At 61.4% G+C, this 23,367-nt stretch carries 23 protein-coding genes; 8 read left to right on the forward strand and 15 right to left on the reverse strand.

Annotated elements, in window-relative coordinates; translation table 11 throughout:
• Window positions 1-15: 15 nt before the first annotated feature.
• The 9 genes from SPHINGO391_RS06440 to SPHINGO391_RS06480 form a co-directional block, all read right to left on the reverse strand.
• Complete coding sequence (locus SPHINGO391_RS06440) at window positions 16-987, reverse strand: SLAC1 anion channel family protein (protein ID WP_244615129.1); 972 nt, start codon at window positions 985-987, stop codon at window positions 16-18.
• Between the two features lie 109 nt (window positions 988-1,096).
• Window positions 1,097-1,954, reverse strand: a complete 858-nt coding sequence (locus tag SPHINGO391_RS06445; protein WP_152008051.1) for an ABC transporter permease — start codon at window positions 1,952-1,954, stop codon at window positions 1,097-1,099.
• Window positions 1,944-2,714: an ABC transporter ATP-binding protein gene (locus SPHINGO391_RS06450; protein WP_152008052.1), complete on the reverse strand. Its 771-nt coding sequence runs from the start codon at window positions 2,712-2,714 to the stop codon at window positions 1,944-1,946. The genes SPHINGO391_RS06445 and SPHINGO391_RS06450 overlap by 11 nt, the downstream gene beginning before the upstream one ends.
• A gap of 89 nt (window positions 2,715-2,803) precedes the next feature.
• Window positions 2,804-3,838, reverse strand: a complete 1,035-nt coding sequence (locus tag SPHINGO391_RS06455) for an ABC transporter substrate-binding protein (protein ID WP_152008053.1) — start codon at window positions 3,836-3,838, stop codon at window positions 2,804-2,806.
• Between the two features lie 77 nt (window positions 3,839-3,915).
• Window positions 3,916-4,584, reverse strand: a complete 669-nt coding sequence (locus SPHINGO391_RS06460) for a GntR family transcriptional regulator (protein WP_210385769.1) — start codon at window positions 4,582-4,584, stop codon at window positions 3,916-3,918.
• Window positions 4,585-4,701: 117 nt separating this feature from the next.
• Entirely contained in the window at window positions 4,702-6,015 is a 1,314-nt protein-coding gene (locus SPHINGO391_RS06465; RefSeq protein ID WP_152008054.1) for a TRAP transporter large permease, read from the reverse strand.
• Complete coding sequence (locus SPHINGO391_RS06470; protein ID WP_152008055.1) at window positions 6,008-6,514, reverse strand: TRAP transporter small permease subunit; 507 nt, start codon at window positions 6,512-6,514, stop codon at window positions 6,008-6,010. Before SPHINGO391_RS06470 ends, SPHINGO391_RS06465 begins: the two co-directional genes overlap by 8 nt.
• 63 nt (window positions 6,515-6,577) lie before the next feature.
• Window positions 6,578-7,600 carry a TRAP transporter substrate-binding protein gene (locus tag SPHINGO391_RS06475; protein WP_152008056.1) on the reverse strand — a complete coding sequence of 341 codons (1,023 nt, stop codon included), beginning with the start codon at window positions 7,598-7,600 and terminating at the stop codon, window positions 6,578-6,580.
• Window positions 7,601-7,704: 104 nt separating this feature from the next.
• Window positions 7,705-8,229 (reverse strand): MarR family winged helix-turn-helix transcriptional regulator, encoded by a 525-nt coding sequence (locus tag SPHINGO391_RS06480; protein WP_152008057.1) that lies wholly within the window; start codon window positions 8,227-8,229, stop codon window positions 7,705-7,707.
• 118 nt (window positions 8,230-8,347) lie between these two features.
• On the opposite strand from SPHINGO391_RS06480, the gene SPHINGO391_RS06485 reads away from it, so the two are divergent.
• From SPHINGO391_RS06485 to SPHINGO391_RS06520, 8 genes are read left to right on the forward strand one after another with little or no spacing between them, the layout of a single operon-like run.
• Window positions 8,348-9,307 (forward strand): PDR/VanB family oxidoreductase, encoded by a 960-nt coding sequence (locus SPHINGO391_RS06485; RefSeq protein WP_244615130.1) that lies wholly within the window; start codon window positions 8,348-8,350, stop codon window positions 9,305-9,307.
• 11 nt (window positions 9,308-9,318) lie between these two features.
• Window positions 9,319-10,662: an aromatic ring-hydroxylating dioxygenase subunit alpha gene (locus SPHINGO391_RS06490; RefSeq protein ID WP_152008058.1), complete on the forward strand. Its 1,344-nt coding sequence runs from the start codon at window positions 9,319-9,321 to the stop codon at window positions 10,660-10,662.
• Entirely contained in the window at window positions 10,659-11,138 is a 480-nt protein-coding gene (locus tag SPHINGO391_RS06495; protein ID WP_152008059.1) for an aromatic-ring-hydroxylating dioxygenase subunit beta, read from the forward strand. Before SPHINGO391_RS06490 ends, SPHINGO391_RS06495 begins: the two co-directional genes overlap by 4 nt.
• On the forward strand, window positions 11,135-12,778 hold the full coding sequence (locus tag SPHINGO391_RS06500; RefSeq protein WP_152008060.1) for an AMP-binding protein: 1,644 nt from the start codon (window positions 11,135-11,137) through the stop codon (window positions 12,776-12,778). Before SPHINGO391_RS06495 ends, SPHINGO391_RS06500 begins: the two co-directional genes overlap by 4 nt.
• Window positions 12,775-13,944 (forward strand): thiolase family protein, encoded by a 1,170-nt coding sequence (locus SPHINGO391_RS06505; protein ID WP_152008061.1) that lies wholly within the window; start codon window positions 12,775-12,777, stop codon window positions 13,942-13,944. The genes SPHINGO391_RS06500 and SPHINGO391_RS06505 overlap by 4 nt, the downstream gene beginning before the upstream one ends.
• Entirely contained in the window at window positions 13,941-15,185 is a 1,245-nt protein-coding gene (locus SPHINGO391_RS06510) for an SDR family oxidoreductase (protein ID WP_152008062.1), read from the forward strand. Before SPHINGO391_RS06505 ends, SPHINGO391_RS06510 begins: the two co-directional genes overlap by 4 nt.
• A complete protein-coding gene (locus SPHINGO391_RS06515; protein ID WP_152008063.1) occupies window positions 15,185-15,982 on the forward strand; it encodes a cyclase family protein in 798 nt (265 codons plus the stop codon). Before SPHINGO391_RS06510 ends, SPHINGO391_RS06515 begins: the two co-directional genes overlap by 1 nt.
• Window positions 15,979-16,704 (forward strand): SDR family oxidoreductase, encoded by a 726-nt coding sequence (locus SPHINGO391_RS06520; RefSeq protein ID WP_152008064.1) that lies wholly within the window; start codon window positions 15,979-15,981, stop codon window positions 16,702-16,704. Before SPHINGO391_RS06515 ends, SPHINGO391_RS06520 begins: the two co-directional genes overlap by 4 nt.
• An 88-nt stretch (window positions 16,705-16,792) precedes the next feature.
• On the opposite strand, the gene SPHINGO391_RS06525 is transcribed toward SPHINGO391_RS06520, so the two are convergent.
• The 6 genes from SPHINGO391_RS06525 to SPHINGO391_RS06550 all read right to left on the reverse strand — a co-directional run bounded on the left by SPHINGO391_RS06525 (window position 16,793) and on the right by SPHINGO391_RS06550 (window position 23,307).
• Window positions 16,793-17,578: an ABC transporter ATP-binding protein gene (locus SPHINGO391_RS06525; protein ID WP_152008065.1), complete on the reverse strand. Its 786-nt coding sequence runs from the start codon at window positions 17,576-17,578 to the stop codon at window positions 16,793-16,795.
• Complete coding sequence (locus tag SPHINGO391_RS06530; protein ID WP_152008066.1) at window positions 17,575-18,330, reverse strand: ABC transporter ATP-binding protein; 756 nt, start codon at window positions 18,328-18,330, stop codon at window positions 17,575-17,577. Before SPHINGO391_RS06530 ends, SPHINGO391_RS06525 begins: the two co-directional genes overlap by 4 nt.
• Before the next feature lie 15 nt (window positions 18,331-18,345).
• On the reverse strand, window positions 18,346-19,557 hold the full coding sequence (locus tag SPHINGO391_RS06535; protein ID WP_152008067.1) for a branched-chain amino acid ABC transporter permease: 1,212 nt from the start codon (window positions 19,555-19,557) through the stop codon (window positions 18,346-18,348).
• A 3-nt stretch (window positions 19,558-19,560) separates the two neighbouring features.
• Window positions 19,561-20,592 carry a branched-chain amino acid ABC transporter permease gene (locus SPHINGO391_RS06540; protein ID WP_152008068.1) on the reverse strand — a complete coding sequence of 344 codons (1,032 nt, stop codon included), beginning with the start codon at window positions 20,590-20,592 and terminating at the stop codon, window positions 19,561-19,563.
• 105 nt (window positions 20,593-20,697) lie between these two features.
• Complete coding sequence (locus SPHINGO391_RS06545; RefSeq protein WP_152008069.1) at window positions 20,698-22,059, reverse strand: substrate-binding protein; 1,362 nt, start codon at window positions 22,057-22,059, stop codon at window positions 20,698-20,700.
• Between the two features lie 531 nt (window positions 22,060-22,590).
• The gene (locus SPHINGO391_RS06550; RefSeq protein ID WP_152008070.1) at window positions 22,591-23,307 is read right to left on the reverse strand and encodes an aspartate/glutamate racemase family protein; all 717 of its coding nucleotides are present in this window, start codon (window positions 23,305-23,307) and stop codon (window positions 22,591-22,593) included.
• Between the last annotated feature and the right edge of the window lie 60 nt (window positions 23,308-23,367).

Consider the following 23,367-nt stretch of genomic DNA (forward strand, 5'->3'; position numbering starts at 1 on the left):
GCGTCTGCCCGCCCGTTACTCCGGGCGGCAGATCTCTTTGGCGCGGATGGCCTGGGCCGTGCGCACCACGAGCGTGGCGACGGCGAGCGCCAGGCAAGCCGTCAGCGCGAACCCGATCAGGCGATGCCCGGCAGAGCCGGTTTCTTGGGCGAAGAGGAACGAGGCCACGGAGAGTGCCGCGACGGGAAAGGTCAGTGCCCACCAGGACAGCGCAAACGGAAGACGGAAGAACCGCGGCGCCTGGGTCAGCACGATCAGGGCAAAGACGTAGCCGGAGTTGATAAGCACACGCGCGAAGGCGTCGACCTCTCCGGTCAGCCTCACCCAGGCGACAAAGGCGACTGCCGGCGGGGCGATCAGGATCACCAGCGTCGGCATCAGCCGGGCGGGAAGGGGTTCGTGGAAGATCAGCCGGTTCATGACCAGTGTCAGCAGCACGACCCAGAACAGCAGCCCGGCCGAGAAGAACAGCCATGACAGCTCGATCACACCGAAACGGACGCCGGCCAGCGGCACCAGCACGTTGCCGACGGCCGGGATGAACCATGCCGGCGAAAGGTGGATGGCCTGAAACGTCCTGTGGCCGATCCAGTTGGCCACGACGCTCAGAGACAACATGGCCTGGGCGGCAACGCCAATGCTCCAGATCACGTAGGCGGCGCCCGGCGCATTTGGTGCCAGCGCGGTGCCCAGCAGCAGAAGCGAGATCGAGATCGTCGGGAAGAAGGCGATGCGGACAGGATGGTTCCACTCGGCGCGAACCGCCCCGGGGTGGCGGAAGACCTTCAGGCCGTAGAAGAACACGAGAACCGCGAAAACCGCGACCGCGGCACCGAGCATGAACTGCGAAATGCCCGCCGATGAGCCGGCGGCAGTTTCCGCTGCGGCGATCGACAGGGTCAGTCCGAGAAGCCCCATCATGACCGCAAAGAAAGTGACAGGAAAGTTTTCGAGCCGGTCGGGTTCGGCTCCTGACATATCGACCATTGTGATCATGCTCCTGGGGTTGCTAGCTCATCCATGCTTTGCCGTCATGGGCCTGGTCCGTCCATGACAAGGATCAAACAACCTGCTTAGGCCCGCAAACCGGGAAATGTCAGGCGCGCCAGCTCAGCAACATGTGCTCTGCTCGACTGATCAACCAGCCGACGGTCAGGCCGAGCACCGAGAGCATGGCCACGCCGGCAATCAGCTGATCGGTGGCAAACAGCGCGCCGGCCATCAGGATGTAGGCGCCGATGCCGAACTCGGCGCCGATCATTTCGGCCGCGACCAGAAGGATGATGGCGATCGAGGCGGAGATGCGGAAGCCCGACAGGATCGCGGGCAGGGCGCCGGGGATGATGATCTTGCGGACGATCGAGATCCAGGACAGGCCGAAGGACTGACCCATGCGGATCAGATTGCGGTCGACATTGTCGACCCCGCCATAGGTGGCGATGACGGTGGGGAAGAAGACGCCGAACAGGATGGTGGCAACCTTCGAGCCTTCGCCGATCCCGAACCAGATGATGAACAGCGGCAAAAGCGCGATCTTCGGGATCGGGAACAAGGCCGAGATGAACGGCGAGACACCTGCACGCACCAGGGAGAACAGCGCAATAGCCAGACCGACAAAGACGCCGATCAGGCTGCCGAGGCTCCAGCCGACCACCAGCCGGTAGAGACTTGCCGAAAGGTGGTTCCAGATCATGCCGGTCTCGAACAGATCGGACATGGCACCGGCCGCCTCCGAAGGGGCGGGCAGGGCGATGTTGGATATGAAGCCGGTTTGCGAGCCGATTTCCCACAGAATGACGAGCACGACGAACAGGATCGGCGCAATGAAACGATGGCGGCTGTGGACAAAGCCGCCGCCGCGGAACGGCACGGGCTTGATCTTCCCGCTTTGCTGAAGCTCGCTGACATTGCGGCGCGGTTGCGCGCCAAGTTCGTTGGTGGCGTCAAGCGACATCGGACAGCTCCCGGTCGGCGGCGCGGGCCTCGTCGCGCATGGCTTCCCACAGCCGGCGCTGGATCGCAGCGGTCTCGGCGGGATGGTTGATGCGTTCGTTCAGCGGAATGTCGATGTCGACAATCTCGCGGATCTTTCCGGGCCTGCGCGACAGCATGACGATGCGGTGGCCGAGCCGTACGGCTTCGGCGAGATTGTGGGTGATGTAGCAGGCGGAAAAGCCAACCTGTCCCCAGAGCTCGATCAGGTCGTCCATCAGCAATTCACGCGTCTGGCTGTCGAGCGCGGAGAGCGGCTCATCCATCAGCATGACGGCGGGATTGACCGACAGCGCCCGGGCGATGGCGACGCGCTGCTTCATGCCGCCGGAGAGCTGACGCGGCCAGGCATTGGCAAATTCGGAGAGCTTGGTGCGGGCGAGCACGTCGGTGATGATGGCGCGCGCCTTGTCCTTGCGCACGGAGTGATCTTCCAGCACCAGGCTGATGTTGCCCTCGACCGTGCGCCAGGGAAGCAGGGCAAAATCCTGGAACACGTAAGTCAGCGGGTTGAGGCTGTCCGCCGGCGGATCCCCGGCGATCAGCGCCGCGCCGGCGTCGGGTTTTTCCAACCCGCCCAGAATGCGCAAAAGGGTCGACTTGCCGCAGCCCGAAGGCCCGACGATGCAGACGATTTCGCCCGAGCCGACCGACAGGGAAATGTCGTTCAGGACTTCTACGTCTCCATAGGAATGGTTGACGTGATCAAGGATCAGTTCCATTGTCTGGGCATCCTGAATTCGGCTCGAAAGAGGCACTCCGCAGCAGCTTGCGCCGCGAAGTGCCATGGTGACGGGTTGGTGTCAGCGGATCAATAGGTCTCGACGAAGCTGGTGTCGACGAGATCAGCCATGGTCACGCCTTCAGGTGCGAGCTTCTCGGACTGGAACCAGGCCAGCTGGTCCTCGATGCTCGCGATGTTGAGCTGCGCTCCGGCATTGATGCGCATGGCGCCGGCGGCAATGCGCGGGCCCGCCTTTTCGATCGGCTGGTCGGCATAGACATATTTGTGCACCATGCCGGTGATTTCGGCGACTTCATCGGCACTCATGGTCTTGTCGACCAGGGCAGCGTTGTAGTCGGCGATCCCCTTGGACAGGCCGGCGAGAAAGCGCGTGACCAGGTCACGGTTCTCGGTGACGTTCTTCGTCGATGTGAAGACCGTGGTGACCTGGTAGTTGTCGATGTAGTCGGAGACCTTGCCGATCTCGACCACTTCAGGACCCTTGGTCAGCGCGCCGGCGATATTGGGGACGATCGACCAGGCGTCGATCTGTCCCGATTTCAGCGCGGCGATTACGGCCGGCACCTTCTGCATCGGGGTGATCTTGATCTCGGAGCGGTCGAAGCCCGACTTGTCGGCGATCTTGTGGGCCATGTAGTGGAACGAGGAGCCGGCAGTGGTAACACCGTAGGTACGGCCTGCAAGCTTGTCGGGGCTGGTCAGGCCGGCGTCATAGGCAGCCTTGGAGGCAAGGATCTTCTGGCCGGAGATCTCGGGTGTTTCCTGAAGCGCTCCGCCGATGATGCGAACCGCACCCTTCTCGGCCAGGCTGATGAGGCCGCCGGAAATGGCGGTCATGCCGAAATCGATGTCACCCGAGGCGATTGCCACGGCCATCGGCTGGGCAGCCTGGAAGCTGACGAATTCGACGGCGAGATCCTGTTCAGTGAAGTAGCCCTTGCCCTCGGCGATGATGCTCGGCGAATGCGATGTGAGCGACAGGATGCCGATCTTGATGGCATCGGCGGCCTGCGCGGCGGTGGACAGTCCGGCTGCGGTCACCAGCCCGATGGCGGTGGCGGCAAACATGGATAGTGCGGTTCTGCGTGTCGTCCTGATCATGTGATCCTCCCTGATCGATTTGTGTCGGTTGTCTTGTTTCAGCGTGCTGGCATGACACTCCTCCCGCACGCCGGTACCTAGTTGCCCGGTGCGCCAAAAGGCTCAAGGATGAGCCTTTCGAGCGCCTCGGTGGCCTGCTGATCGTTGCGGGCAAGAACCGCATCGACAAGCCGGTTGCGCATGTCCTTCAACCGTTCGGGTTCGATGGCGCGTTCCTTGAGTACTGCGAAACGGAAACGACGGCTCTCGAAGAATAGCCTGGACTGGAACTCGATCAGTCGCGGCGAATTGCAGCGAGACACCAGAACCGCGTGGAATTCGCGGTTTGCCTCGTCCCATTCCAGCGCCAGCGCATCGATATCGTCCATGACCATCCGGTCGGCGCGATCAACAGCGTGGCGGGCCGCAATCAGTTCTCCCTCCCAGCGCACCGCGCCGTGTTTCATCGACCATTTGAGGCCGAGGCCTTCGATCTCGGCGCGCAGCCGGGTCACGTCCTCGAGATCGGCCTGCGAGGCCGAGGCGACGCGAAAGCCGCGCTGCGAGCTGGCTTCGACAATGCCTTCATTGGCAAGCAGTGTCAGGGCTTCACGGAAGGAATGGGCGCTGCCGCCATAGCGCTGGCGCAGATCCTCGATTTTCAGCCGGGAATCGGGCGGCAGAACGCCGAAGGAAATGTCCCGGCGAACCTGCTCGGCGATGAACTGCACGACTGTCGCCGCATCGTCATTCTTGAAACCGAACACCCGGATCTCCAACAAACCAAAAAATATTGAAGATTTTGGTATTCGTTGAAGGCACGGGGAGTCAACCGTTTTCAGCCTCGTCGCCGGTCCGGCAGCACTGCCGGCGGCTGTCCCAGGCTACATGTGCGAGGGCAGGTACAGCACCAGCCAGGGAAACAGCACAAGGATCAGCAGCCTCACGATGTCCATCATCCAGAATGGCGTGACGCCCTTGAAGATCGTCCCGACCGAGATGTCGCCGACGACGCTCTTGAGAATGAAGACGTTGAGACCGACCGGCGGGGTAATCAGGCTGATCTCTGTCACCACCACCACCACGATGCCGAACCAGACCGGGTCAAACCCCAGGCCGGTGACAATGGGGAAGAAGATCGGAACGGTCAGAAGCAGCATGGAGAGGCTTTCGAACACGCAGCCGAGCGCCACATAGATCAGCAGGATGACGGTGATGACCAGCCAGGGCGAGAGGTCGGCGCTGACGATCATGTCCTTGAGGCCCTCGGGCAGGCCTGCGTAATTCACAAAATTGGAGAAGATCCAGGCGCCGATGAGAACGCTGAACAGCTGCGCGGTGGTGATCGCGGTTTCCTTGAGCACGGTCATCGTCTCACCGAACGACAGTGAGCCGCGGAACAGGGCGATGAGAAAGGCGCCCATTGCTCCCATGCCGGCAGCTTCGGTCGGCGAGAAGGTCAGATGAAGCGGCCAGAAATCGAGCGCGCCGTAGAGACCGCCAATCACCAGGAAGAAGAGGAGCAGAACCGACCAGACCCCGCTCAGAGCCTCGAGCTTTTCCTTCACGCTGAACTTGCGGCCGGCCGGACCGGCGGCGGGATTGCGGAAAACCGAGATCTGCACGGCGATCAGGTAGAACACGATGCCGAGGAAGCCGGGAATGATGCCGGCGATGAACAGCTTGCCGATCGAGGTCTCGGTCAGAAGGCCGTAGATCACCAGGATGACCGACGGCGGGATCAGGATCCCGAGCGTTCCGCCGGCGGCGATCGATGCCGATGAGAGTTCATCGGAATAGCCGAGCTTGCGCATTTCGGGCATCACCACTTTCGACATGGTGGCGGCGGTGGCAAGCGATGAGCCGCAAATGGCTGCAAAGCCGCCGCAGGCGGCGATCGTGGCCATGGCCAGTCCACCGCGGAAATGGCCGAGAAAGGCGTTCGACACCTGATAGAGTTCGCGGCTGATGCCGCCCTTGTTGACGAACAGGCCCATGAGGATGAAGAGCGGGACCACCGACAGCCCGTAATCCTGGCTGGTGTCGATGATCAGCCGGGAGACCAGCGAGATCGCCGCCCGGAAATTGGTCTCGTAGGTCATGCCGGCCATGCCGACGATGGCCATGGCGAAAGCAATGGGCATGCGCAGCAGTACCAGCAGCAGCACCGCGGCAAAACCGATGAGTGATTCAATCATGTGCGCCTCGGAGAAGGTCTGGCTTGAAGAGAGTGACCATGCCGCGAAGCGCCATCGTGATGGCGGTGACAAGCGTCATGAAGGCGATGAACCAGGTGATGTAGAAGACCGGGATCGAGAGATACTCGGTCAGGTCGCCATAGCTTCTGGCGCGGGCGGCAAGATCAAACGAGCGCATGGCCGGCCAGACCAGCAGAACGCCGCAGATCAGGGTGATCAGGCCGTTGAGGATGCGCTCTATCCCGGCGCGGCGAAAGAGCGGATCAAGCAGGTCGACAACGATGTGCTCGGCTCGCCCTGAAACAACAGGCAGCGCCGAGAAGACGATCACCGCCATGGCGATGCGGGTCAGCTCGGTGGCGGCCTCGATGGGAGCGGAGAAGGTGGAGCGCATGATGACATCGGCGAATGTCAGCACCATGAGCACGAACAAAGTTGCTGCGGCGAGGAGCATCGGCAACTCCGTCAGCCGGTTCAGCAATCTGGCGATGGATTTCATCAGGGGCTCCTTGCAGGCAGATATGGATGCGGGGGCAGGATGTTCCGTGCCCCCGCAACGATGTTACTTGCCGTAGGATGCCATTGTCGACTTGACCATTTCGGCGGCAGCATCGGCATCGATGCCAAGGGCCGAGATCTCGGCAAGCACCTTGGTGCGGACCCGTGCGGCCATTTCTGCGAACGTGGCCTGGTCTTCGGCGCTGGCGGTGACGATGGTGTTGTCACCCGCTGCCATGGTGGCCTCCCGCGCCTTGTCGTCGCTTGCGTCCCAGGCAATGCCCATCATCTTCGATGCGGGCTCACCGAAGACCTTTTCCTCAAGCGCTGCCTTCACGTCGTCAGGCATCGAGTTGAACTTGTCTTCGCTCATGAGGACGGCAAAGGCGCCGCGATAGAAGCCGCCCGGCATCTCGTAGACGTTCTTTGCGACCTCGTTGAGCTTGAAGCTCAGGCGTTCGCCCATGTTCATGGCGACCGCGTCGGCTGCGCCCGAAGACAGGGTCTCGTAGACCTTGGGAGCCGGCACCTGGATGCCGATCAGGCCGAGTTCGGCACCGACATCGGCGGAGACGCCGCCGCCGAGGCGGGTCTTGAGGCCGTTGAGATCAGCCAGCGAGGTGACCGGCTTGTTGGAGTGAATCTGGCCGGGACCATGTGTGGTCAGCGCAATGACCTTGGTGCCCTTGAACTCGTCAAGCTGGGCCAGATACTTCTCATGGGCCTGCCAGTAGGCAACGGAAGCGGCTTCCGCATTGCCTTCGTAGCCTGGCAGCTCGATCAGCTTCGTGCCGACGAAGCGGCCCGGCTGGTAGCCGTTGAAGATGATGGTGATGTCGGCCGCACCATCAAGGATGAGGTCCATCTGTGCGGGCGGAGGGGCAAGGCCCATCTTGATCTCGCCGCTGACCTTGCCGTCAGTGGCCTCTTCCATCATGTCGACGAGGCCCTCGAGCATATCGACGTTGATCGGATGTGATGGCGGCAGCCAGCTCGATATGGTCAGGTTGATATCCGCGGCCATGGCCGATGCGGAAAATCCAACTGCCAGCATCGTGCTTGCCAATAGGGTCCCAATCTTTTGCATGCGCTTCCTCCCGGTAGGTGACGGTCAGCTGTTTGTGCGCCGACCTCGACAGGAGAAACATGCAATATCATATAAAAACATGCAACGTCATCTATCCATCTTTTTCAGGAATCTGCGATTGCGGCATCTCTGGCGGGCGAATCGTCGATGCCGGGCTGGCCAGCCTGGCCGGGCTGGTCAGCCTCGAGGTGCCGGATCAGCGCCCGCAGCGTCTCCTTGATTTCGGAGCCGTCACCGCCCTGGAATGACTTGAGCAGTTCCAGTTCGTGGGCTCTGGCGTCGGCCACCAGTTCCTCCGCAAGGGTCCTGCCCTGGGGGGTGAGAAACACCCGTACCCGGCGGCCATCCGTCGGATCACTGCGACGGGTGACCAATCCGCGAGCATCCATCTGTATGATGATCTTGGTCAGCCGCGATTGTTCGATCATTGCGTACCGTGCAAGTTCGGTGACCATGGATCCGTCTGTGTCGGTCAGGCAGGCCATCACGCGCCACTCGGGCACGCGCAACCCGCGCGTGCGCACATGGCTGTGAAAGCGCGCGCTTGCCGCCTCGCTCGCCGCCGCCAGCAGATAGAGCAGGTAGTTGGGTACAAATGGGGCCTTGGGGTCGTGGATTGTGTTGCTCATCCGGATTCCGCGTTCTCAGGGGGAGCTTTCATCGCATCCCCCACGTGCATCTTCAACAAAAACCTCTTGACAAGAATTATATGAAAATTCATGTTTTCTGGCAAAGGAGATCCTGGAATTGGTTGAACCGGTCAAATTGAAACTCGCCACGGCCCGGATGCTGACGCCATCCATTCGGGAAATGGAATTTGTGCGCAGCGACGGCGGCACGCTTGCAAGCTACACGCCCGGCGCTCACGTCAAGTTCGCGTTGCCGGCAGGCGAACGCTCCTATTCGCTGATCGATTTTGAGCCGGTTTCAACTGATTCCGCCATTACCAGCTACCGCTTCGCGGTCCAGCTCGAGGCGCAGAGCACCGGCGGATCGCGGCACATGCATGAGCTTGCGCCCGGCGACGAGGTTCTGGCGCTGCCACCAGGCAATGATTTTCCGCTGGTCGCGGGCAAGCCCGCCCTGCTGATCGCCGGCGGCATCGGCATCACGCCGATCTTCAGCATGGCAACCGCGCTCAAGCACGAGGGGACCCCGTTCCGTTTCCACTATGCGGGACGAACCAGCGCGGCGATGGCCTATCGGAACGACCTGGAACAGGCGTTTGGAAATCAACTGACACAGCATTTCGATGACCAGCCTGAAATGGCTTTGAACTTGGGCAGCCTGGCAGCGTCGGTGATCGCTGAAGAGCATGTCTATGTCTGCGGACCGAAAGGCATGATCGATGCGGTGAAGTCGGCGATGGAGGCGGCCGGGGTCTCCGCGGACCGGATCCATTTCGAGCTGTTTACATCGGCGGCAGAGCAGGCCGGTGACACGGCGTTCGAAGTCGAGGTTCATGCGACCGGGGAAGTCTTCGAGATCCCGCCGGGAAAGACGATCATCGATGTGCTCGAGGCAGGCGGCGTCGATCTCATCCATGACTGCCTGCGCGGTGATTGCGGGATCTGCAAGACGGATGTCATCGAAGGCGTGCCGGACCACCGCGACGTGGTGCTCAGTGATGCCGAGAAGGCCGAAGGCAAGGTGATGCAGATATGCGTGAGCCGGGCGAAGTCCGCCCGTCTCGTGCTTGATCTTTAGGGGAGGTATTCATGGGACGATATGCAGGAAATCCGGCGGCGATCAGGGCGCTGTATCGCGGCAATGAAGTCCATCGCGACGTCTACATCGATCAGGAGGTCTACCGGCTCGAGATGAAGCACCTGTTCGCCAATGCGTGGGTGTTTGTCGGCCATGAAAGCCAGACGCCGAACAAGGGCGACTATTTTTCCACGCAAGTCGGCGACCAGCCGGTGATCCAGGTGCGTCACAGTGACGGCGAAGTGCATGTGCTGCACAACCGCTGCCCGCACAAGGGCACCAAGATCGTCATCGACCGGGCCGGCAACACCGGCAAGTTCTTCCGTTGTCCCTATCATGCCTGGTCGTTCAAGACCGATGGCTGCCTGCTGGCGATCCCGTTGAAGAAGGGCTACGAAAACACCGGCTTTGAAAACAGCGACAGCAAGAAAGGCATGCGGGCCGTCGGTGAAGTCAGGAACTACCGCGGCTTCATCTTCTGCCGCCTGGCCGAGACCGGCATCTCGTTCGAGGATTTCTTCGGCGATTCGCTTTCCTCGATCGACAACATGGTCGACCGCTCGCCAGCGGGCAGGCTCGAGGTCGCCGGGCCGCCGCTCAGATACATGCATCACTGCAACTGGAAAATGCTGGTCGAGAACCAGACCGACACCTGCCATCCGATGGTGGCGCACGAGAGTTCGGCCGGAACCGCGGTCAAGCTCTGGGAAGAGCTCGACATGCCGGAAGGATCGCCGCTGCCGCCGGCGATGGAAATCATCGCGCCGTTCATGTCACCCTACGAGTTCTTCGAGAACATGGGCATCCGGACCTGGCCGAACGGCCATGGCCACACCGGGGTGCATCATTCGATCCATTCGAACTATTCGGCCATCCCCGGATACATGGAGAAGATGGTCGAGGCCTATGGCGAGGAGAAGGCCAAGGCGATCCTTGATGAGAACCGTCACAACACGGTCTATTTCCCTAACATCATGATAAAGGGTCCGATCCAGCAGCTCAGGGTGTTCATCCCGCTGGCTGCCGACAAGACGCTGGTGGAAAGCTACATCTACCGCCTGGTCGACGGGCCCGAGCAACTGACCGCGCGCACCGCGATGTACAACCGCATGATCAATGCGCCGACCTCGATCGTCGGCCATGACGATCTGGAAATGTACGAGCGGGCGCAGGAAGGGCTGCAGTCCGACGGGCTTGAGTGGGTCAACATCCAGCGGCTTTACGAAGAGGATGAGGACTTCAGCGCGGAAAAGGTCGAGAACGGCACCACCGAGCGGCAGATGCGCAACCAGTTCGATGCCTGGGTCAGGTTCATGACCTGTGACATGGATGATGTGCGGGAGGCGGCGGAATGAGTGTGTCGAGGGACCAGCTGATCGACTTCATCTACGATGAAGCGCGCATGCTCGATGAGGGCCGCTACGATGAGTGGCTCGCGCTGTGGCTCAAGGATGGCCACTACTGGATGCCGCTCGATTACAACCAGACCGATCCGCTCAACGTCACCTCGCTGATGTATGAAGACCTGTTCATGCTGAAGTTGCGGGTGGAGCGCCTCAACGGTGCTCGAACTTTCTCGCAAAAGCCCAAGAGCCGGTGTCATCATGTCATCCAGCGTCCGTTTGTCGACGAAATCGACGAGGCCAATGGAACCTATGTGACCAAGACCTTCATGCATTATGTCGAGACCCGGCTCGACGAGCAGTTCCTGCTGGCGCTGACGGCGCGGCATGATCTCGCGCTGGTTGACGGAAAGCTCCGGATCGCCAACAAGCGGGTCGATATCCTCAATTGCGACGCGGCCTTCCGCAATATTCAGCTGCTGCCATGATCGAGCCGGGGACCCAGACCATCTGGCAGGCTTTTGCCGCCACCGCCGGGCTTTATCAGGACCGTCCTGTGTTCAACATCATGGCGGAGACTGCCGGAATCTACGGCATCGAACCCGGCGAGGTGAGCTACCGGCAGGTGCAGGAGCAGGTCACGGAACTGGCGGCTTCCTTGCAGCAGAAAGGCTACGGCCCCGGTTTCCGGGTCATGCTGCTGCTCGAAAACCGTCCGCAGTTCTTTGTCTGGCTGCTGGCGCTGAACCGGATCGGCGCCTCGGTAGTTCCGGTCAATCCGGATCTCAGGCACTCGGAGCTTACCTATATGGCCGGCCATTCCGAGCCCTCCCTGATTGTCGGGCTTGCGAACCGCTGCGATGATCTTGCCGCCGCAGCTGCGGAGGCTGGGCTTTCGGTTCCGGTGATCGCGCCGGGCGATGCGGTGCCCCAACCCGGAACAGCGGGCCCCGTTGCGCTCAGGGAAGACGAGACCGGCGAAGCGTTGGGTGGCGAGGAAATGGAAGCCGCGCTGCTTTACACCTCCGGGACCACCGGCAGCCCCAAGGGCTGCATCCTGACCAATACCTATTTTCTCGAAGCCGGGCGCTGGTACGCCAATGCGGGTGGGCTGTGCGCACTTACCCCCAATGGCGAGCGGATGATCACGCCGCTGCCGATCTTTCACATGAACGCCATGGCCTATTCCTTCATGGCGATGGTCGCGGTCGGCGGCTGCCTGACCGTGCTCGACCGGTTTCACCCGTCGAGCTGGTGGCGCAGCGTACGCGAAAGCGGTGCGACGTGCCTGCATTATCTGGGTGTGATGCCATCGATGCTGATGGGCGCGGCAGAGGATCCGGCGGACAGGGACCATTCGGTCCGGTTCGGGTTCGGGGCGGGTGTCGATCCAAAGCTTCATGCGGGTTTCGAAGCGCGCTTCGGCTTTCCACTGGTCGAGGCCTGGGCCATGACGGAGACCGGCGCGGGTGCCGTGATTTGCGCCAACCAGTTGCCGCGCCGGGTTGGCGAAAGCTGTCTGGGCAAACCGGGAGCCGAACTTCAGGTGCGGATCGTTGATGCAGACGGATATGTCAGCCAGGCTGGTCCGGGCGAGTTGCTGGTCCGGCGAGAGGGCAGGGATCCCCGTCGCGGCTTCTTCGCCGGCTATTTCAAAAACCCGGAAGCCACCGATGAGGCATGGACGGATGGCTGGTTTCACACCGGCGACATTGTTCGCCGCGAAGCCGATGGCTCGATGTTCTTTGTCGACCGCAAGAAGAACGTGATCCGGCGTTCGGGCGAAAACATCGCCGCGGTGGAAGTCGAATCGGCGCTGATGCGGCATCCGGCGGTCAAGGCTGCCGCGGTCGCGGCGGTGGCCGATCCGGTGCGCGGAGACGAGGTGTTTGCCTGCCTCAAGGTCGAGGGTGAGCCGGGCGAGGCGCTGGCTCTCGATATTGTCGGCTGGTGCCTGGGGCAGCTCGCCTATTACAAGGCGCCGGGCTATGTCGCCTTTGTCGACGCCCTGCCGCTGACATCGACGCAGAAGATCCAGCGCCGTGAGCTCAAGGAGCTTGCCGAAAGGCTTGTGCAGGACCCTGCAACGGTAGACACTCGCGGCATGAAGAAGCGGACGGCAGCGTGAAGCGGCAGAGTTACGACGGGGTGGTTCTGACCGCGCCTGTCTCGGTGCCCTATGTCCGCTATTCCCAGGAAACCGCACACTGGTGGATCGCGCGCGCGCTCAAGCAGACGCTCGAGGTGGCGAGCCTTTCGCCGCGCCAGCTGGATGGCTTCTCGGTGTCCAGTTTCACGCTGTTTCCCGACACGCCGGTGGGGCTGACCCAGCACCTGGGAGTGAGCCCGCGATGGCTCGACAGCATTCCGATGGGCGGCGCCAGTGGTGTTGTGGCGCTGAGGCGGGCGGCACGCGCGGTACAGGCCGGTGACGCTGATGTGGTGGCCTGCATTGCCGGCGATGCCAACCGGATCGACAGCTTTCGCCAGCTCCTGTCGTCGTTTTCGCGCTTTGCGATGGATGCGTCCTATCCCTATGGATCCGGCGGACCGAACGCCAGTTTTGCGCTGATCGCCGATGCCTACATGACTGAGTATGGTGTGACGCGTGAGGATTTCGGCCGCATCGCGGTGGCGCAGCGGGCCAATGCGCTGCACTACCCGAATGCCATTATGAAGGCGCCGCTGACGCTGAAGCAATATCTTTCCGCCCGGCCGATTTCCGAGCCGTTCGGGCTGTTTGACTGCGTCATGCCCTGCGCCGGCGCCGAAGGATTTCTCGTCATGCGCGAGGACGAGGCGCAGAAGCGCGGCCTTGCCTATGCCCGTATTTCTGCAACGATCGAGCGCCACAACGCCTTTCCCGAAGATCCGATCCAGCTGCGCGGCGGCTGGGCAATGGATATCGATGAACTCTATGAAATGGCGGGCTGCGGGCCGGAATCCATCGACCTGTTGCAGACCTATGACGATTACCCGGTGATCTCGATGATGCAGTTCGAGGATCTGGGTTTTTGCGCCAAGGGAGAGGGCGCGCGGTTCCTGCGCGCGCACGATCTGACGATCACCGGCGATTTTCCGCACAACACCTCGGGCGGGCAGTTGTCAGCCGGGCAGGCGGGAGCCGCCGGCGGGTATCTCGGGCTGGTCGAGGCGATAAGGCAGGTGACCGGCCAGGCTGGCGGCACGCAGGTTGCCAAGGCTCGGACCGCGATGGTGTCTGGCTTCGGGATGATCAACTACGACCGTGGCCTGTGCTCCTCGGCAGCGATCCTGACAGGGCATGGCGCATGACCGACAAGCTCAAGCCGCCGAAAAAGAAAAACCCGCAGTTGCGCCAGATGGTGCCCACGCTGCCGCCGCAGATGCGCTCGCGGGCGGCGCTGGGGCTGACTGCTGCTGCGGTGCGCGGGGCGTTCTCGCTGCAGCATTGCCGGGAATGCGGCGCTGTCCAGTATCCACCGCGCGATGCATGCTGCGCCTGTCTCTCGGTCGATCTTGCCTGGCGCAAGACACCGAGGGAAGGCACGGTGATCGCCGAAACCCGCATTAACGCGTCGCCTGATCCCTATTATCGCGAGCGGTTGCCCTGGCGTTCCGGTCTGGTGCGGCTTTCGGCCGGACCGACTGTTTTGTGCCACCTGCACGGCGATGTGGGGCGGGGCGACATCGTTCGTATGGATCTCAAGCTCGACAAGGCCGGGCAGGGTGTGATGATCGCTCTGCCTCAGGAAAGGAGTCCCGACATGGCGGACGATCCGCAATTGCGCGAGCTCACCGCGCATCCCAAACACCGGCGGGTGCTGATCACCGACATCAGGTCTCCTGCAACACGGCCGCTGATCGAGGCGCTGCTCAAGGCCGGAGCGTCGCAGATCTTTGTCGGCGAATCGGAAAGCTGGCGGCGTGGATCCGATCATGCGGCGATTGCTGGACGCGACAAGGTCTCGGTGATGCCGCTCGATGTCTCCGATCCGTCCTCGGTGAAGAGACTGGCTGCCGAGATCGGCGGCAAGACCGATATCCTGATCAACACCGCGCGGCATGTGCGGCCCGGTGGGGTGCTCGGCTCCGACACGGTGTTTGCGCGCGAGGAGTTCGAGATCAATGCGCTGGGGCTGATGCGGCTGGCGCAGGCCTTCGGTCCAGGCATGGCGTCGCGCACCGCTGACGGTGTCAATTCGGCCGTTGCATTCGTCAACCTCTTGTCGGTGCATGCCTTGTCGGCGGACCCGCAGTATGGCGCGTTTTCGGCCAGCCAGGCGGCGGCGCTGTCGATCAGCCAGACGCTGAGGGCCGAGTTCCGCGCTTCGGGTCTCAGGATGATCAATGTCTTTGCCGGGCCGACCGACGATGAATGGCACCAGCCGCTGCCGCCGCCGAAAGTGGCGCCGAAGGCGCTCGCCATGTCCATCGTCGAAGCGCTCTGCGAAGGGCTCGAGGATGTGTATTGCGGCGATGTCGCAAAGGATCTGGAGGAGCGCTGGCGGCGTGATCCCAAGGTTCTGGAACGTGAACTTGCGGGAGGCGCCTGATGAGCAATCCACTTGATCAGCTTGCGTCGGCTCTTGCAGGCGGTACGGTCGAGATTGTCGATCTCACCCACACGCTGGATCCGGATTTTCCGGTGATCGTGCTGCCGCCGGAGTTCGGTCAGTGTGCGCGGTTCCGGATGGAGGAGGTCTCGGCCTATGACGGCCGTGGGCCGGCCTGGAAGTGGCACAATATCTCGATGAACGAGCACACCGGCACGCATTTCGATGCGCCGATCCACTGGGTGTCGGGCCGCGATGTCGCCAACGGCGCCGTCGACGAAATCGATCCCTCGGTCTTCGTCGGGCCGGTGGTGGTGATTGATTGTTCCGAGGGCGCTGCGAGTAACGATGATTTTGAGCTTACGCCCGAGATCATCGATGCGTGGGAAGCCGAACACGGCCCAATTCCGGCCGACAACTGGGTGCTGATGCGCACCGACTGGTCGAAACGGCGCGGTGCCGAGTATCTCAATATGGCGGACGACGGGCCGCATTCACCCGGGCCCACTCCGGCGGCGATCGAGACACTGCTGAAGCGCAACATCCGCGGGTTCGGGACCGAGACTGTCGGCACCGATGCTGGGCAGGGCGCGCATTACGTGCCGCCCTATCCGGCGCACTATCTGCTGCATGGGGCGGGGAAGTACGGGCTGCAATGCCTTTCCAATCTCGATCGCCTGCCGCCCAAGGGGGCAATGCTGATTGCGCCGCCGCTGAAGATCAAGGGCGGCACCGGCAGTCCGCTCCGGGTGCTGGCGCTGGTGCCGGCTGGATCAGGTTCTGGAGAGACCAAATGAGCGAGTACACGGCCGTCATCACCGGCGCCTCCAAGGGGATCGGCGCCGACCTGGCAGGCAAACTCCTTGAGCGCGGCTATACGGTGATCAACCTGTCGCGCAATGCGCCCGAGTGGACGCATGAGCGGCTCGTCAGCCTCGAATGCGACCTGCTTGATGCGGAGGCGGTCAAGGCGGCTGCCCACCGCATTGCCAGCGAGCACAAAGTCACCCACTTCGTCCACAATGCCGGGCTGATCTGGCCCAATCTCGTGGAAGAGGCAAAGCCAGAAGACATTACCGGTCTGGCGCAATTGCACCTGGGGTCGGCGCTGACATTGCTGCAAGGCTTCTTGCCGTCGATGAAGGCGAGGAAATTCGGCCGGGTGATGTTCAACGGCTCGCGTGCGGCACTCGGCGTGCCGACCCGGACCGCCTATTCGGCCACCAAGGCCGGCATGATCGGCATGGCCCGCACCTGGGCGCTGGAACTGGCGCCGCATGGCATTACCGTCAATGTGGTGGCTCCGGGGCCGATCCAGACCGACAATTTCTGGGGCATCATCCCGAAAGGCAGCGACCGCGAGGCGGACCTTGCCAACAGGATCCCGGTCGGGCGGCTGGGCTCGGTGGACGATGTCAGCAATGCGTTCCTGTTCTTCTGCGATCCCGCCAGCGGCTTTGTCACCGGACAGACACTCTATGTTTGCGGCGGCACCAGCATCGGCATGATCAACCTGTAGCGGGTTTCAGTCCGCGGTGGTCCGAAACGCAAATCGCGCCCGATAGGGCGCGATTGCAGGTGTTGCGAGGTATGACCTGTCTGCGCGGCTAGATCGCCAGATAGTCGTGTCGCAGCTGCTCGTTCTCGAGAACTTCCTTGGCGGTGCCATCGTAAACGACCCCACCGGATTCAAGGATGACCGCACGATCGGCAAGCTGAAGCGCGCGCACGGCATTCTGCTCGACCAGGATCGTGGTGATGCCCTGCTGCTTGATGATGTTGAGTGTCTTTTCGATCTCGTCAACGATGACCGGTGCCAGGCCTTCATACGGTTCGTCGAGAAGCAGGACCTTGATGTCGCGGGCCAGCGCACGACCGATCGACAGCATCTGCTGCTCACCACCCGACAGCGTGACGCCTTCCTGCTTGCGGCGTTCGCCGAGCCGCGGGAACAGTTCGTAGATGCGTTCCACCGACCAGCCGATAGGCGGGGCGATCTGGGCCAGCTGGATGTTTTCCTCGACTGTCAGCCCTGCAATGATGCGCCGGTCCTCCGGAACAAGTGCCAGGCCGTTGGTCGCGGCCTCATATGAGGTCATCCGGTGGAGAGGCTTGTGGTCAAGCCATATCTCCCCATGGGTGACCTGGGGATTGTCGAGGCGTGCGATGGCGCGCAGGGTGGAGGTCTTTCCGGCCCCGTTGCGTCCCAGCAAGGCAAGGATTTCGCCTTCGTGCACATTGAAGTTCACGCCCTGGACGATGTAGCTCTCACCATAATAGGCATGCAGGTCATAGACCGAGAGATAGGCCGGTGCGGTGGCCGCCTGGTTGGCATTCTTCGAAAAATCAGGGCGCGGTTTGGTCGCGGCCGTGTCTGTTCCCAGCGTCGTCATGCGCTTTCTCCCAAATAGGCTTCCTTGACCTTCGGATGTCCCTTGATGTTCTCGGGTATGTCTTCGACCAGCGGTGTGCCCTGGGCGAGAACGGTGATCCTCTGGGCGAGGGAGAAGACCACGTGCATGTCGTGTTCGATGATGACCATCGTGATGTCGCGCGATGCGTGGATCTGCTTGAGCAGGTCGATGGTGTTGTTGGTGTCTGCGCGGGCCATGCCGGCTGTCGGCTCGTCGAGCAGCAGCAGCTTCGGCTCCTGCACGAGGCACATGGCCATCTCGAGGCGGCGCTTGTCGCCGCGTGACAGCGAGCCGGCGATCATGTCGCGCTTGGCCGCCATGTTGACTTCTTCCAGCATGGCTTCGGCTTTTTCGATGATCGACTTCTCGCTCTCGATGCTTTCCACCGCATGCAAGCGGAAAGATCCGTCGCGCTTGGCAAAGCAGGGAATGAGCATGTTTTCCATGACGCTCAGATCGTTGAAGATCTCGGGTGTCTGGAACACGCGGCTGATGCCCAGCTGGTTGATCTGAAATGGTGTCCGACCGAGCACGGACTGCCCCTGAAAGGTCACGCTTCCGGTATCGGGGATCAGTTTCCCGACCAGCACGTTCAAGAGCGTCGATTTGCCGGCTCCATTGGGCCCGATGATGGCGTGAACCGATTTTTCGGCAATATCAAGGTTCACGTCGCCCAAGGCCTGCAATCCGCCAAAGCGCTTGTTGACGCCTTTAACTTCTAGAATTCCCATGGTTCAGACTCCAGCTCAGGCTACGTGCGGTTTGGGAGTGGGGTGGTGCTCGGGGTCCTTGCCGCCGGAACCGGAGCCCTTCTTGCGCTTGAAGAGCTTGGCGATGCGCTCGCCACCCTCCATCAGGCCGCCCGGCAGGAAGATCACGACAAGCATGAAGACGATGCCCAGCGTCAGGTGCCAGCCCTTGCCGATGAAGGGATGGATCACGGTGACGACGAAATCTTCCAGTCCGTCGGGCATGAAGGAAAACCACTGATGCAGGATCGTATCGTTGATCTTGGAGACAATGTTTTCCATGTACTTGATCATGCCTGCGCCAAGGACCGGTCCGATCAGCGTGCCGGCGCCGCCAAGGATCGTCATCAGCACGACCTCGCCGCTTGCCGTCCAGAACATGCGTTCCGGCCCGACCTGGGTATCCATTGCCACCATCAGACCGCCGGCCAGACCGGCATACATGCCCGAGATAACGAAGGCTGCGAGCGTGTAGGGGCGTGAATTGAGACCCGTATAGTTGAGCCGCTGCTGGTTGCTCTTGATGGCGCGCAGCATCATGCCGAATGGCGAGCGGAAGATGCGGATGGCAATGTAGAAACTGATGATCATCATGAAGGCGGCTACATAGTAACCGGCGTTGAAGGTGAAATCCCATCCTCCGACCTGGAGACTGACATTTTCGCTCATCTGGAGGCCGAACAGGTTGGCGCGACCGAATTCGCCGGCATTGCTGTCCAGGATCCGCGGATCGCTGATCTTGGCCTGGAGGCCCGTCTCGCCGCCGGTGATCGGTGTGAGCACCGAATAGGCCAGTGCGTAGGACATCTGGGCGAAGGCCAGTGTCAGGATGGAGAAGTAGATGCCCGAACGGCGCAGGCTGATCCAGCCAACCAGCAGCGAAAACAGACCTGCAAAGATCACCGACATGATGATTGCCGGGATCACATTCATGGTCAGAAGCTTCATCATCCAGATTGCTGCGTAGGAGCCAACTCCGAGGAACGCTGCGTGACCAAAGGAGAGGTAACCAGTCAGCCCGAACAGGATATTGAAGCCGATGGCAAAAATCCCGAAGATCACGAAACGCTGCATCAGGTCCGGATAGCCGGCGTTGAACTGGGCAAGCTCCGAGTCAACGGGGAAGGGGTTGAGCAGGAAGGGAGCCAGCATAGTCAGCGCGATGACAAGCAGCAGCAGGCGAGTGTCTTTTGTGTTCAATCCAAGCATGGCTTATTCCTCCATCACGCCTTTGCGACCCATCAGGCCACGCGGGCGTGTGAGCAGAATGACGATGGCAACGAGATAGATGATGATCTGGTTGATCCCCGGGACCAGGTCGATGACCCAACCCATCGAGGCAAGGCTCTCCAGAACGCCCAGCAGGAAGCCCGCGGCCACGGCGCCACCAAGGCTGCCCATACCGCCAACAACGACCACGACAAAGGAAAGAACCAGAAAATCCATACCCATATGGTAGTTTGGAGGATTGATCGGGGTGTACATGACGCCGGCCAATCCCGCGACAGCTGCTGCGATGCCGAACATGATGGTGAAGCGCTTGTCGATGTTGATGCCGAGCAATCCAACTGTTTCACGGTCGGCCATGCCGGCACGAACGACCATGCCGAAGGTGGTGAATTGCAGGAAGGAGAAGACGGCGGCAACAAGAACCATGGCAAAGCCGAAATAGACCAGCCGCCAGTAGGGATAGATGATGGAGTTTGCATCGAACCCGATGAGGACACCGAAGTCGAAGGAGCCGGCAAAGGCTTCGGGGGCCGGCGTCGGGATGGGGTTTGCCCCGTAATAGTATTTGATGATCTCCTGCAGCACGATGGCGAGACCAAAGGTGACCAGGATCTGATCCGCGTGGGGGCGCTTGTAGAAGTGCTTGATCAGACCGCGCTCCATGATCACACCGATCAGGATCATCACCGGAATGGCAAACAGGATCGACAAGGGCACCGACCAATCTATGATCGTGGCGCCGACTTCCGGGCCGAACCATTCATGGAGGTAGGGCACTTCGACCTTCATCGGGTTGCCGAGAAAGTCCTTTCGCGACTCATCGATCACGACGTGGGAGAGCGACAGGATCCGGGAGAGCGTGACGGCACAGAATGCACCCAGCATGAACAGCGCGCCGTGGGCAAAGTTGACCACGCCCAAGGTGCCAAAGATCAAGGTCAGTCCCAGGGCAATCAGCGCATAGGCGCTGCCCTTATCCAGACCGTTCAGAATTTGAAGGATGATGGCGTCCATCGGTTCCACCTTTCAAGGAGTCGCTGGGTGGGGCATATATCGTAGTCTAGCCGGCTGCGCCGCGAGCGGCGCAACCGGTTGTTTTCCTTAACTGACCTATTGAGATCAGGCGCCGGAGTTGCAGGCGCCCAGGTCGCCACCGGCGAACTGCGGGTGGTCAGGCGCGTAGGTGACCTGCTCGACCGGGGTGACCTCAACGATTTCCACGAGATCGAATTCGTTCTCGGGGTTCTCCTTACCGCGCACCACGACAACGTCCTTGAAGCACTGGTGGTCATCTGCACGATAGAGGGTCGGGCCGTTGCCCATACCGTCGAACTCGAAGCCTTCGAGGGCCTCGACCACCGCGCAGGGGTCGAACGACTTGGCGCGTGTAACCGCATCCGCATACAGCATGGTCTGGACATAGCAGGTATGTGCAGCCTGGCTGGGCGGGAAGCCGTACTTTTCGCCGAACGACTTGACGAAGGCGTTGGTGCCCGAATAGCGAGCGCCAAGCTCGTTTTCGAGTTTCCAGTCCCAGTTCTGCGACCCGAGGATGCCGGCGATGTTCTTGCCGGCGCCGCGGGCCATCAGCTCGGAATAGAGCGGCACCACGATTTCGAACTTCTTGCCGTTGGCCTCTGCCTGGCGCAGACCGAACTGGACCGCGTTGGTCAGCGAGTTGACCATGTTGCCGCCGTAGTGGTTGAGAACGAGCACGTCTGCGCCGGAGTTGAGAACCGGAGCGATGTAGGAGCTGAAGTCGGTCTGAGTGAGCGGCGTCAGCACCGAATTCACTGTTTCCCAGCCAAGCGCTTCGGTCGATTCACGAACAGCCTGCTCGGTCGTGTAGCCCCAGTTGTAGTCGGCGGTCAGGTGGTAGGCCTTGCGGTCGGCGCCGTATTCCTTGGCCAGGATCGGCGCAAGGGCTGCACCCGACATATAGGAGTTGAAGAAATGACGGAAGCCGTTGGCCTTCTTGTCCTTGCCGGTGGTGTCGTTGGCATGGGTCAGACCGGCCATGAAGATGATGCCGGCTTCCTGGCACAGCGCCTGAACAGCCACGGCGACGCCGGAGGACGAACCGCCCGAAATCATGATGGCGCCGTCTTTTTCAATCATCGACTTGGCAGATGCGCGTGCGGCGTCCGACTTGGTCTGGGTGTCGCCGGAGACGAAGCCGACCTTCTTGCCCAGGATGCCGGTGCCATCGAGAACCTTCGAGCTGAAGGTGTTGAGCATGCCGCCATCGCCGCCACCGTTGAGGTGTTCGACCGCAAGCTCGAACGCACGAAGCTCGTCTGCGCCTTCGTCTGCGTAGGGGCCCGACTGCGGAACGTTGAAGCCCAAGGTGACGGTGTCGCCCTTCGGCTCATTGAGATAGGCGCGAGCCGAACTTGTGAAGATGGTCGGCAGCGCAAGGCCGGCGCCGACGGCAACGCCCGACTTGATAAGCGAACGGCGATTCAATTGGAATTTCGACATAAAATCCTCCCTGGAGTGGAATGTGCAAGGCCTCCCAGCCTTGCCACCATAGCTACGCTAATAGCAGTCTTTAAACAAACATGGCCGGGGCTCCGATGCCATTAGACTATTGTATATTCATGCAAACCAATGCCTGTGCTTGCCGATTGTGTGGTACAGGCAGGCGCTTGCAAGAGCCGCAGGATGGGGCAAATCATGCCCATGACGCGTTGAAAATCGCTTTGACGGCATGGAATCCGACCCGTGTTGCAAATAGGCGGGTACTTTTTTACGGGTTTCGGCATTTTTTGCGGAGCTGGTCTGCATGCCGGCTGTCTGCAGCCGATGCTGCTGAGTATTTGCTTCGTCATTAGACTTTAGGATGCGGCGCGGGTTTTACATGGGCTTTTCTGGGAATCATGTCGTGCTGTCCGGTCAACACAGCAATCGATTCGGCGGCGCCGAGATTTACACTTCACCTTGTCGAGGCGCTGCTGTTTTCCAATGGCCTCCCATTGGCCGCCCAATGGCCGCGACGGGGCGCCGTTTTCGTCAGTAGCGGCGCGGCGTCAGTCCTGACTGGAACCAGCTGACGAAGGTTTCCATGGAGAAGACGGGCACGCCGGTCGCCATCCTCATGTCGGCCGCATAGGGGACCATGTTGGTGCATTCGAGCACGATGGCGCCGACATCGGGATGCGCGGCACACAGGGCCATGGCTGCCTCCATGTTGTCCTGGCGGGCCAGGTCGACATCAAGCTCGAGTTCGTTGCCAAGGATTGCGCGGGTGAATTCCCTGCCGCCTTCGGTTGAGCCGACCGGTGTGTTGGCAGGCACTCCCGCTGCCTCGAGGTGATGGGGCGTGAGTGTGGAAGCGGAAATGGTCAGGATGCCGGCTCGTCTGCCAGGCGGCAGCAGCCGATTGACCAGGTCAACCTGCATGAGAGAGGATGTTGCCACCGGGATCTGCAGGGCGGAGGAGAGTTGCTCCTGGAACAGGGACAGGAACCCGCAATTGGTGGTGATGCCGTCGGCGCCGTCGCGCACGAGGTCACGGGCGGTCTCGATGAAGGCGTCCAGGGTGCCGGCGGCGCCATGCCGCACCACGAGATCGGGCGTTGCATCGCGGACCACGCGGTAAAGCACCGGGAACGGCCAGGTGGTGGCGTTGCCGATGTCGCCCGGGATGCGCGGGAAGCGGGCATCCAGCATGAGGATGCCGACCGATGCGCCGTAAATCGACTTGCCGCCTTTGACCTTCGCGCTCAAGCTGCATTCCTTTCGCTAAATCAAACCGATAGATCCGGCCGGTCCAAGGGAATCTGTTGA

Origin of the sequence: Hoeflea sp. EC-HK425 (genome assembly GCF_902498795.1) — a bacterium.
GTDB classification, from domain to species: Bacteria; Pseudomonadota; Alphaproteobacteria; order Rhizobiales; family Rhizobiaceae; genus Hoeflea; species Hoeflea alexandrii.